Raw genomic sequence first — 11,031 nt, 5'->3', positions numbered from 1 at the left:
CTGCTAACTGCTAACTGCTAACTGCTAACTGCTAACTGCTAACTGCTAACTGCTAACTGCTAACTGCTAACTGCTAATTGCCCACAACCAACACCTAACTCCTATTTATTTCTTACCTTCAAAATATGAACCCAAAAATTCACCTACACCAAATACATCCGGTGCTTCCCGTGTGGGACGTCTTGGATGCGCTAGACTTTTATGTAAACCGATTGGGCTTTCGCATCGCCTTTGCGGACGATTCCAAAAATCCCAAATATGCAGGCGTCATCCGGGACGATGTGGAGATACACTTGCAGTGGCACGCTAAAAAAGATTGGGATTTTGATATCGACCGGCCCATGTTGCGGATTGTCACCCAAAATATTGAAGGACTGTACGACGAATTTGCCGAAAAGGATGTGTTCCACTCCCATACTTTGTTACGGGAAACGGCTTGGGGAACGAAGGAATTCGCATTCTACGATCCATTTAAAAATGGCCTGACTTTTTATCGGGATACGCCGAGTATGTAGCAATTTAATTAGAGGTTGGTCATTTAGTTGATAATTTGTCCATTCGAGTATTTTTTCTGGGCTTCGACAACGCTCAGCCTAACAGAAAAAACTCGAACTTACGGTATTGTGAGTGATTGATATTAAGTTGAACAAAGAGTTGAATTTTATTACATAACTGATTGATAATAAGTATTTAAATTAAATAAAAATATTAGAATGAAAGTATTATTTATTGGGGGAACGGGAAATATCAGTAGCCCTTCTAGCCGTTTGGCCGTTTCAAAGGGAATGGAGTTGTACCTACTGAACAGAGGCAAGTCCAAAGTAGACATAGCAGGTGCCCATTCCATCATTGGCGACATCAACAAACCTGCATCGTTGTCTGAATTAAAAAAGCACGAATGGGACGTGGTAGTCAATTGGATTGCCTTTACCCCAGCCGATATTGAGCGCGATTTGGAATTGTTCAGGGGCAAGACCAAGCAATACATATTTATCAGTTCGGCCTCATGTTATCAGACCCCTTTGACCTATCCCGTCATTACGGAATCCACTCCGCTTCGCAATAACCTGTGGGACTATTCCAATAACAAAATCAGATGCGAGGAACTGTTGACCAAGGCCTACCAGGAGCAGGGCTTTCCCATGACCATCGTAAGACCCTCGCATACCTACAACACCATGACGCCTTTGGCCATAGGTGGGTTCGACAAGTACAATACGATAGACCGTATTCTTAAGGGTAAGGAAATCATTGTACACGGCGATGGAACTTCCTTATGGACAGTTACCCATGCGGACGATTTTGCCAAGGGTTTTCTCGGACTTCTAGGTCTGACTACTGCCATTGGACATGCCTTTCATATTACTTCGGATGAGGTCCTCAGTTGGAACATGATCTATAAAATAACCGCAGAGGCACTTGGCAAGGAGGCGAATATCGTTCATATTGCTTCCGATTTTATTTGCCAGATAGAACCTTCCTTTACCGGGAGTTTGTTGGCTGACAAGAGTGAAAGTGTACTGTTCGACAATACCAAGATCAAGACTTTTGTGCCAGGCTTCAAGGTGACCATTCCTTATTCCGAAGGAATCAAGCGTACCTTAAAATGGCTACAGGAAAAGCCGGAACGGCAATGGATAGACCCGGACACGGAGGCGAAAATCGAAAATGTACTGAGGGCCTATAGGAAACTTGCCTAATTTTTTTGGCAAAGGACGGTCGTTTTATTTTATTGGGAAAGACAGTCCAAAGGCGAATATGCCTACCATTTGTTCCACCGTAGGTTGGGAATAGAAAGCAAGACCTAAATCAACATTGTTCCGTTTTCCCAATTCTACGCCAAAAGAAATAGGTATGTGTGGAATTATACCGCCTTTTTCAATATCCGTGAACAGGGTAAATGTATCGAATTTTCCAATGGAAGTCCCTGCGCCCAATTCAATGTATGGGGCAAACCATGGAATTGGAGCCCTTAGCCTAGCTTTACCTCCAAGCATAAGGGCTTTTGTTTCCGATTTTTCATAAGTGGGATTTCCATCAAAGTCATAACCTTGGGTACCTGTCCAAACCAGGCCCGCATAAGGTCGCAATTCTGCCCATGAAGTGAGTTTTAAAATGAGTTCCCCTTGGGTAAAAAAACCATTGTTACTTGTATCCTCCGCACTATTGAAAGCCATACTTGAAACAAATCCAATTTGCGCACTTATCGATTTTTCCTTTACAAATTGAGCATGGGAAGATTGAATAATAAAACTTAATATCAAGAAGGAAATGAGGTGTTTTTTCATGAATTTGGACACGTATAATTTTGCCCGTAAAACTAGTAGATTTTAAGTTCCAAATTACATTTTTGATGACGTCAAAAACACTATTTTTTAGCGTACTTTTCGGTCGATATTAGGACTGATTTTTCATTAAATTCTCACTCCGATGTAAATAAGAATTACCTGCTGGGAATTGCCCTTTCCTGTCCAAAACTCTAGGTTAAACTTGATAATCAGAGGTTCCGCTGTCGGTATGGAAAACGTATCCGAGGGGGGTATAAATCGGTGGGAAGGTAACTTTGGTATTAAGATGCTCTAATCATAACCTATATAAATGGCGACTACAATACCTATGCCTCCCAAGAGAAGCATAAGTAACGTAGGTTTCCAGGCAAATCGGAACCATTTGTTATAGGGAATTCCGCAAATGGCCAAAATAGCCATCAATGCCCCGTTTGTGGGAACTATCATGTCGCCCATAATGGCGCCATATTGGTAGGCCAGTACACATGTCTGTCTCGAAATCCCGATCAAATCCGAAAGCGGAACCAAAATGGGCATAGTCAAAATGGCCTGCCCGGAATAACTGGGGATGGGAAAATGTAAAATGGAATGGGCGACCATCATCAACACTCCGGAGACAGAGGCCGATAGGTATTGTAGGGGACCAAATAGTCCATATACAATGGAATCGATGATCATACCTTCTTTTAGGACCATGGAAATACTGTTTGCCAAGCCGATGATCATGGCCGCAAAGATCATTTCCTTAAATCCGTTGACATAGGCTTCTCCTGTACCGTTCACACCCAATTTTCCCAAAAGACCGGAGACCACTCCCAAGGTAAAAAAGGAGGCGGACATTTCCATAAAGCCCCAATCCAGCTGTAGAAGCCCATACATGACAATAATAAACGTTAAACCTAATAGGATGAGAATAATCTTGGAATTATGGGATATTTTTTCGTGGGGAGTGGACGCTTCAACTTTTTTCATCCTGTTTTTGGCATTATAGCGGATCAGGTAGATGACCCAAACTAAAAAGGCAATCCCGAGAACTACCAGTCGGTAACCGCTTCCCGAAAGTAAAGGGACACCTGCTTCCTGTTGTGCTATAATGACACCAAATGGATTTGAGGGACTAAAGGCACTCCCGAGTACGGTAGAACCGTAGCTCATGTACAGTGTCGTATAGGTATTGAATCCCATACTTTTCCCAAAAATGAGCAGTACGGGCATCATGGCAATTACCTCCTCTTGCATGCCAATACTGACCCCTGCTGCCGTAAACAGTAAGGAGACGATGAATAATGATAAACCTTCCCTTCCTTGGAGTATGTTGACGATTTTATACAATCCTTCTGATAATGCCCCGGTTTTCTCGATAACAAAAAAACAACCCCCCAACAATAATATAAGTACAATAGCGTCCGCCCTTCCCGCAACTCCGTTGGGAATGGTAAGCATCACGTCAAATGCGGATAAATGATCTCCTTCCATTTTTTGATATGAATTGCTGACCACCGTTGTAATTCCTGTATCTGTATTCGTAATTCTTTGGTAGCTTCCTTGGGGTATAATAAAGGTGAGCACCCAGGCGAATAGCACCACCCCAATGATAATGACAAAGGCATTTGGAAAGTTTTTCATGGGTTTAGTGGTTTATTTTTTTCGGCGCCGTATGCTTTATTCTACGGTGGTTTCGTTCAAAATTTTCTGTATTAATATTTTGGCTTGCGAATAGGCAATTTCAGACTCTTTAAGGACATAGAGTTTGTCATCGATATAGTTTTCAAATTGAATATTTTGGAGCAACAGTGCATTGTCCATTTGAAGCTGGGAGGGTTCGTATGGAAAGGCATCGGATTGTGTATCGATGTTTCTAAGCGAACCATGTTCCCGAATATATTCGATCAAATTGATATTCGTTTTTTCGGTTTGATCCATCGTTTCCTGTAATTCCTTAAAAAATCGGGACCAATTGAACAATAGAATTTTAAGTTCCGTATTGTTCAATTTTGAGAGTCCGCCAGAGTTCTGCAGGTCGTTCAAAACAAATTCACTGGGCTTCCAAGAAGGACTTTCTATGGCATGGTGCAAAAGGCTGTCTATTGGTTCTGTTTCTTGTAGGTTTTCTTCTTTAAACTTTCCAAAAATGGTTTCCGTAGCCAAAATGGTGCGTTGCAAAATGGTATTTATGGAATCCAAGTCCCTTAAATTTTCTTGGAATTCAGTGTTTAGATTTTGCATGGTGATTTTTTCCCGGTTATTCTCAAGTCGTTCTTCGTTCCAGTTATTTATTTGTAACGCGATTAAAATACCGATGACTACAAGTACAATCTCGCCAATGGCATATCTAAAATATTTGGAGGTTTTATTTTCCATAAGGAGATTCTGCCGAATTTTTCTAAAGAATTTAATCATTGTTTATTCCTTCTAATAACATATTTAGATTCTCAAGTTGTACCATTGTGTACATTAAATCATTTTGTTTACCTTCTTCATTGCCAATTAAATAGCGCAAGTCATTTTTTAAACTTTCATCTTTAAGCAATGCTTCAACAACCGATTTGGCGTAATTATGGTCCAGTTGTATATCACATTTCTCTGGTAGCTTGGGGAAGTAACTATTTCCGGTTTTCACATAAGTATCTCCACAGGCTGATCTAATCTTTGCCTGAACGTCATCAGGCATTTTTCCTCTTAGATTCTTTCTATAGGTGTTTTCAAGTACAGCAACGCCAGATTCTGACCACTCAATATCATAATATCTAATTAATGCGGTCTTTATACTATCGTTTTGGATGAGGTTGATTTGACCCGAAGCAATTAACTCCTGATAGGTTGATGACGCAGAATAAGGGTCTAGAAGCTGGCTAGCCTGATACATATCAACAAGATTGGCCACAGGATCGGGGTTAGCATTGGAAGAATTTTCAAAAACGGCGACAGCAGATTTGGCATGTTCACTAACCTGTTTGGAATAGTTTAAAGTGGCTTCAATAATTAATTTTTCTTCCCCAACATCATCTAAAAGACGCTCATAGTATTGAAATTCTAAATCCTTGTTGAGACGATCTTGGTTCCAATTATTAATCTGCAAGGCAATCAAAATACCGATGACCACGAGTATAATCTCGCCAATAGCATATTTCAAGTATTTACTGGTTTTGCCCTCTTCTAAAAGGTTTTGACGAATTTTACGGAAGAATTTAATCATGGATTTTGGTTACCTGATGGTTTTGAAAGTTCAATTATTTTATCTAAAGTGACTTGTACTTTTTGTAGCTCCCCGCTTGTATTCAATATTTGATCTACCAAGTCATACCTGCTCCTAACCATATATTCAAACTCCAACGTTTGGAGTGCGTCAAAATCGTTTCGCTCGTCTTTAAAATTAAGGTTCCAATCAAAGTGTTTTGACAAATAAGGGTCATATTGACTCCAAATATGATTTCTGGAGGCCAATTCCTCTTCTTGATAATCTGTAACTAAGTCATTCCAAGAAATTAATAAGTCGCGCAGCGTTTCGTTTTTTATAATATCGAAAGAAGAGGTGCTAGCAAGGGCTTTAATACTTGTTTGGGTGGGATTGAAGGTAATTCCTCCATATGTCCACCAAAGCATGGTGGCCAGTGAATCCAATACTTCCTGTTCTGGTTTTGACGTAAGGGGAAAGAGACTAATTACACCTGCGCAGTTTTTGAAGACAACTTTGTGTTGACCCACCACTGAGTCTAATTGCTTTTTGTTTTGTACGAACTCTTTGTGAATATTGGCCAAAACAATAGTTTCCTTTTTGGAGTTTATCCGGTTTTCATTCCAATTATTTATTTGAAGGGCGATTAGTATGCCGATGACTACCAGGATTATTTCCCCAATGGCGTAGAGCAAGTATTTGGTAAACCTGTTTTCCTTGAGCAGTTGCTGGCGGATTTTTCTAAAAAATTTTATCATTTTATTGCAGGTTTGGTTTCCTGAAGAATTTCTTCAATCAACATTTCAGTTTCATCCAACCTATCCATTATATTTTGATGCAGCCATAAGGAATTATCCAACAAATTTTCAAATTCCACTTTCTGAAACAAGGGATAGTAGTCCGGTTTCACCTTGGATTTCCCAGACCATGGATAATGGGCGTTGCTGTCCATTTCCCTAAATGAGATATAAGGTAGCAAAAAGGGCAAAAGATGTTCATTGTTCCAGGCATCCAATTTATCAAAACGGGTTTGTCTGATTTCCGATAGTGAATTCCAGTGGTATAAAAGTGAGGTGATGGAATCGTTTTCAAAAAGGTTAAGACGTCCGTTTTGCACGATATTGTTTACCGAATTGTTGGCAAATGCCAGTTCGTTAGAGGGAAAGGATTCAAACAATAGGCTGTCTAAATTTTTTTTTGCAAGCTCTTCTTTTGTGGCACCGATCAAACCAATCAATTTACTGGAAGATTTTATGGCCCTTTGTTCTTCAAGCCTAAAATTCTCTACCAGTTTTTTATTGGTTTTGAACTCTACATGTAGTTTAGAAAGTAAAGCTTTTTTTTCGATATTGTTGATTCGGTCCTGGTTCCAATTATTGATCTGTAAGGCAATCAAAATACCGATGACCACTAGTACAATCTCGCCAACGGCATAGAGTAGGTATTTGGAAAACCTGTTTTCTTTTACCAGTTGTTGACGAATTTTACGGAAGAATTTAATCATGTTTTACCTAATGTATCAGCGCACCGCTTTTTGGCAATTCCCCTTTCTTGTTCAGGATTCCATCCATTTTCAAATGGGTTATTTTTGGTTCATTAGCCATTCGAACCAAGGAAATATGATCAAAGGACATTGAATCTTGGGCGTTCTGTCCGCCGCCCGTGGTGCCCAAAATAATATAATCGCGATTCTTCCGAATTCGGTGCGAAAAGGAATGGATATGGCCATTGATTACGGTATAGGGTCTATCGGCCAAAAGATTTTCCAAGGGACTCAAACCCTTTTCATCTTCCCGTTGCCATAGCGGTTTGTGCATAATTACAAAAGTCCATTTAACATCAGGATTTTCTTCCAGAACCTTTTTGAAATATTCAAATTGTTCCAAACCCATACCCCCTAGTTGACGCTCCTGCATGCTATAATATTCCGTCTCCTCATACACGCCTTTTATTTCCCCGGCGATGACTTTGAGGGCTTTTGCACGTGCCTCGTAGATTTCCATCATCCGTTTTTCCTCATAATCCTCGGAATCCATCATGAGGAAGAGCACATTATCGTACAGAAAATGATAGTATCTGGGACCAAAACGTTGCTTCCAAATGCTACGCATCGTGGGGTTGGTAAGGTCATGGTTGCCACCCAGATGGAAGAAGGGCATTTTTAATTTTGACGTCCTGTTTTCAAAGGAGTTCCATTCGGTCGCCAATTGCAGGGAATCTTCCGTTCCCCCGTCTATTAGGTCTCCCACACTCAGGACAAAGGTAGGATCTAGGCGGTTCAATTGCTCCACAGCTGCACTGTAGACCCCTTCGCGTTCGCCCCCGTTCAAGTCGGAAATGATAGCAAAGGTAAAATCCTCCTCGGTCGGTTCAAAAATAGCACTGGTCCATGGAGTAGGTCCTTCGACAATGGTGTGCTCAAAAATGGATTTATCTGTTTTTGCGTTGTGCTTCTTGCAACTGGAAAGTACAAGGAGCATAACAATTGTCCGAATCAGATAGCTTTTCATAAAAATGCGGTTGTGGAAACAATTTAGTTTTTTAAAGGGGCCTCAGGAACTCTACCGTACAATACATTCGCATCGGCTTCATATTTGTCCCCCTTTATCCAATAAGGCCTTTCCGGGTCGTTGGCAATGGACCGTCCTGAAAGGATATACCCTTGGTAGAACTTCAACAAATAATCATAATCAATACTATCAGCCTCATCCATGGCTTGGTGGTAGTATTTGTTGATCTCATCATCAAAGGCATCAAAACCAGTGGAGTAGGTGGGGGCGGGAATCCCTACTTTAGCAAAACTTACATTATCACTTCGGTCAAAAAGGCCTTGTTCAGGCGCAGGATCATCAATAGCCTTTAGCCCAAAGGTGGCAGCACCGTCAACAATGTGTTTTTTAGCGGTTGTTCTTTCCAGTCCAATTACGGTTGCCAAACTAGTATTGTTGTACCCACCACCGTCGGTATTAAAACCATAAACGATTTGCTCTAAGGGAAATATGGGGTTTTGTACATAGTACTGACTGCCCAAAAGGCCTTTTTCTTCCCCGGTAAAAAATATAAAAAAGGCAGAGCGTTTTGTAGGATACTTTCCAATATTTTCTGCCATGCTTAAGACAGCGGTGGTTCCAATAGCGTTATCACGTGCGCCATTGTAAATACTATCTCCTTCTGTATTTGGCGTACCGATGCCCACATGGTCATAGTGCGCCGAGTACATGATGTATTCGTCCTTTAGTTTTGGGTCAGTACCTTCCATAAAGCCTACAACATTTTGCGTAATAAGGGTCGTCTCTTTAATACCATCGGTTTCAATGGAATAGGAACCTTTGGATTTCATCAATGCATCCAATTGTTCCGCCGAGGTATTCACCCAGAGATGTAAAAATTCGTTCGTAGGATTTTCAGGGTCTTCCGGGTCGGGAATCTTTACGCTTTCTCCCATAAAATGTGAAATACGTGACCACCAATCTTCTTCAAGCAAGGTCATTTCTATTAGTCCGATAGCCCCATTGGCAATGGCCAATTCCTGCTTCTGCTTATGGGCCATATAGGTCGCCCTAGCATCATAGGCTTCCGCAGTTCCAGCCCTAACAATTATGAGTTTTCCTGTAACATCTTTGCCCTTGTAATCTTCGGCCTGACCAAATCCTAGAAATACGGCCTCCCCGGAAAGTGAGGTGGCCTTGGCGTTCACTGCAATAGTATGTGGATAATCCGACCCATTAATAGAAACCTTGAGCATGTCCGGTGGTGCTGTTTGTAATAGGCTAAATGTTTGATAATAGGAATTGCCATTGGCGGGATGAGGTTTTACTCCGTAACCACGTAAGGTATTTGCCAAATAGGATGCTGCGATCTTTAGTTCTGGAGAGCCCGTGGCGCGCCCTTTAAGGACATCGTCGGCCAGAAAATAGATATGACCTTCAATTTCGTTTTTATCAACGGTTTGCTCGGCGATTTCAGCATCTGTTTGAGCGGACAATACACTTGAGAAGACAAGCGCAATTAGTAGTGTATAGTTTTTCATTTCGTTGTTTTTTGTATCGACTGATATTTTAAATTTATTTCTCTTTTGTAAATTTTTCCCCCATAATGTGAAACTGACTGATTTTACCTGCCTCGTTGATGTCAAAATTCACTTTTGATTTCTCGTAAAACCGGGAGTCCTTATTGGTGATAAAAGTATCATAGTGCCAATGTTCTAAGCTGTAGGTTATAAAGTCATTAAAGTTCATCTGCAGCTGGCCTTTGAGCATGGTCACTTGGGCGTTGCCCAACATGTTGTTCGTGTACGTGCCTTCGTACTCTGCCAAAGGCAAACTTGGTTGGGTATTTTTTACCCGTTCGTCTTTGTCTCTCTTGAAATTCTCAATTCGTTTCTCCTTAAAACCTTCATACAAATTGAAAACCTCGGTATGCCAATCGTGGCTGTCATCGTCAAAGGCATAGAGGTCCAACGCCTTATAAAGAATGGCATGTCGTAATTCCGCATGGTCTAGATTGGCAAACACATAGACGGCCGTATTTTTATCGTGCATGATTCCAGCAATGGCCACCAAACCGAAGAGACTCCCGGTATGAAAATCCAACTTATGTCCTTTATAGTCCTGTTGAAACCATCCCAGACCATAGGTATTCCAATTAGGTTTGGTGAGGGCATTGGTAGGGTAGATTCCCGTGGTTCCCAAGAAGGAATGGGGCTCGAACAGTTTTTTAAAGGTTTTGGGTTGAACAAGCGTGTCCGACTTATACACACCATCATTCACTAAAAATGTTAAGTAATTGGAGATATCATGAGCCGTGGAACATATCATCCCGGCCGGACCAATTTGGTCCGAGAAACCGTAATCTACCTCAACCATGCCGTCCTCATAATCGTTCAAATAAGGTGTTACGTAGTTGCCCGTTTTAAAGATATTTGCGGCGATGGCCTGTGTACGGGTCATCTCCAAAGGATCAAAAATGCGTTCCTGAACAAATTCGTCCCAAGGTTGGCCGCTGGCTGCTGCAATGACCTCGCCCGCCACCGCATACATGATATTTTGATAGGTAAACCCTCCGCGTAAGGGGTAGGTTTTTTTTGCAAACTGAAACCGTTCAATCGTTTCTTTTGTGGTAACGCTGTCCAGTATCCAAAGGGCGTCTGCATTACCAATACCTAAATTGTGGGTCAACAAATCTTTCACCCGGGCCTCTGCGGTAGTATAAGAATCGGATAGTTTAAAATAAGGGACATAATCGGTTACTTTATCGTCCCAAGCCAGTTTTCCATCATCGACCAACATACCCATAGCAATGGCGACAACGGCTTTGGATGTTGAGCCCATGTTAAAAAGGGTATTTTCATCGACCGACTCGTTAGTCTCCAAATTTTTGACCCCATAGCTTTTTTGAAATACCACTTCACCATCTTTCACTACAATAGTGGCCATTCCGGGAATCTTCCAATCTTTCATTCCCTTGACAATCATGGCATCCAGCTTTTTATGGGAGGATTTTTGTTGTCCAAGTACTGATTGTGAAAAGCATCCAATTAAGAACAATAGTAATAGTTTTTTCATTTGG

The 11,031-nt window shown here is 41.2% G+C and carries 11 protein-coding genes; 2 read left to right on the top strand and 9 right to left on the bottom strand.

Annotated features, from left to right (window positions below):
* Positions 1-125 precede the first annotated feature (125 nt).
* A complete protein-coding gene (locus FEK29_RS17680) occupies positions 126-515 on the top strand; it encodes a glyoxalase superfamily protein (RefSeq protein ID WP_138259765.1) in 390 nt (129 codons plus the stop codon).
* A gap of 198 nt (positions 516-713) precedes the next feature.
* On the top strand, positions 714-1,700 hold the full coding sequence (locus FEK29_RS17675; RefSeq protein WP_138259764.1) for an SDR family oxidoreductase: 987 nt from the start codon (positions 714-716) through the stop codon (positions 1,698-1,700).
* 24 nt (positions 1,701-1,724) lie between these two features.
* Here FEK29_RS17675 and FEK29_RS17670 read toward each other — a convergent pair whose 3' ends face one another.
* From FEK29_RS17670 to FEK29_RS17630, 9 genes are all read right to left on the bottom strand, one after another.
* Positions 1,725-2,288 carry a hypothetical protein gene (locus tag FEK29_RS17670; protein ID WP_138259763.1) on the bottom strand — a complete coding sequence of 188 codons (564 nt, stop codon included), beginning with the start codon at positions 2,286-2,288 and terminating at the stop codon, positions 1,725-1,727.
* Positions 2,289-2,579: 291 nt separating this feature from the next.
* A complete protein-coding gene (locus FEK29_RS17665) occupies positions 2,580-3,914 on the bottom strand; it encodes a YfcC family protein (RefSeq protein WP_138259762.1) in 1,335 nt (444 codons plus the stop codon).
* A 36-nt stretch (positions 3,915-3,950) separates the two neighbouring features.
* On the bottom strand, positions 3,951-4,649 hold the full coding sequence (locus FEK29_RS17660; RefSeq protein WP_162515455.1) for a DUF6090 family protein: 699 nt from the start codon (positions 4,647-4,649) through the stop codon (positions 3,951-3,953).
* 31 nt (positions 4,650-4,680) lie between these two features.
* The gene (locus tag FEK29_RS17655) at positions 4,681-5,484 is read right to left on the bottom strand and encodes a DUF6090 family protein (protein ID WP_138259760.1); all 804 of its coding nucleotides are present in this window, start codon (positions 5,482-5,484) and stop codon (positions 4,681-4,683) included.
* A complete protein-coding gene (locus FEK29_RS17650; RefSeq protein ID WP_138259759.1) occupies positions 5,481-6,221 on the bottom strand; it encodes a DUF6090 family protein in 741 nt (246 codons plus the stop codon). The genes FEK29_RS17655 and FEK29_RS17650 overlap by 4 nt, the downstream gene beginning before the upstream one ends.
* The gene (locus FEK29_RS17645) at positions 6,218-6,967 is read right to left on the bottom strand and encodes a DUF6090 family protein (RefSeq protein ID WP_138259758.1); all 750 of its coding nucleotides are present in this window, start codon (positions 6,965-6,967) and stop codon (positions 6,218-6,220) included. The genes FEK29_RS17650 and FEK29_RS17645 overlap by 4 nt, the downstream gene beginning before the upstream one ends.
* Before the next feature lie 7 nt (positions 6,968-6,974).
* The gene (locus FEK29_RS17640) at positions 6,975-7,973 is read right to left on the bottom strand and encodes a metallophosphoesterase family protein (protein ID WP_138259757.1); all 999 of its coding nucleotides are present in this window, start codon (positions 7,971-7,973) and stop codon (positions 6,975-6,977) included.
* Positions 7,974-7,996: 23 nt separating this feature from the next.
* Positions 7,997-9,493 carry a M28 family peptidase gene (locus FEK29_RS17635; RefSeq protein ID WP_138259756.1) on the bottom strand — a complete coding sequence of 499 codons (1,497 nt, stop codon included), beginning with the start codon at positions 9,491-9,493 and terminating at the stop codon, positions 7,997-7,999.
* A 34-nt stretch (positions 9,494-9,527) separates the two neighbouring features.
* A complete protein-coding gene (locus tag FEK29_RS17630; RefSeq protein ID WP_138259755.1) occupies positions 9,528-11,027 on the bottom strand; it encodes a serine hydrolase in 1,500 nt (499 codons plus the stop codon).
* Positions 11,028-11,031 lie beyond the last annotated feature (4 nt).

This window comes from Maribacter aurantiacus (assembly GCF_005780245.1).
Lineage (GTDB): Bacteria > Bacteroidota > Bacteroidia > Flavobacteriales > Flavobacteriaceae > Maribacter > Maribacter flavus.
This window is presented reverse-complemented; position numbering and strand designations above follow the sequence as displayed.

Excerpts from the sequence above, each read along its gene's own strand:
- FEK29_RS17665 (WP_138259762.1), bottom strand. The coding sequence starts at position 3,914 with ATGAAAAACTTTCCAAATGCCTTTGTCATTATCATTGGGGTGGTGCTA.
- FEK29_RS17670 (WP_138259763.1), bottom strand. The coding sequence starts at position 2,288 with ATGAAAAAACACCTCATTTCCTTCTTGATATTAAGTTTTATTATTCAA.
- FEK29_RS17635 (WP_138259756.1), bottom strand. The coding sequence starts at position 9,493 with ATGAAAAACTATACACTACTAATTGCGCTTGTCTTCTCAAGTGTATTG.
- FEK29_RS17655 (WP_138259760.1), bottom strand. The coding sequence starts at position 5,484 with ATGATTAAATTCTTCCGTAAAATTCGTCAAAACCTTTTAGAAGAGGGC.
- FEK29_RS17650 (WP_138259759.1), bottom strand. The coding sequence starts at position 6,221 with ATGATAAAATTTTTTAGAAAAATCCGCCAGCAACTGCTCAAGGAAAAC.
- FEK29_RS17630 (WP_138259755.1), bottom strand. The coding sequence starts at position 11,027 with ATGAAAAAACTATTACTATTGTTCTTAATTGGATGCTTTTCACAATCA.
- FEK29_RS17645 (WP_138259758.1), bottom strand. The coding sequence starts at position 6,967 with ATGATTAAATTCTTCCGTAAAATTCGTCAACAACTGGTAAAAGAAAAC.
- FEK29_RS17680 (WP_138259765.1), top strand. The coding sequence starts at position 126 with ATGAACCCAAAAATTCACCTACACCAAATACATCCGGTGCTTCCCGTG.
- FEK29_RS17660 (WP_162515455.1), bottom strand. The coding sequence starts at position 4,649 with ATGGAAAATAAAACCTCCAAATATTTTAGATATGCCATTGGCGAGATT.
- FEK29_RS17640 (WP_138259757.1), bottom strand. The coding sequence starts at position 7,973 with ATGAAAAGCTATCTGATTCGGACAATTGTTATGCTCCTTGTACTTTCC.
- FEK29_RS17675 (WP_138259764.1), top strand. The coding sequence starts at position 714 with ATGAAAGTATTATTTATTGGGGGAACGGGAAATATCAGTAGCCCTTCT.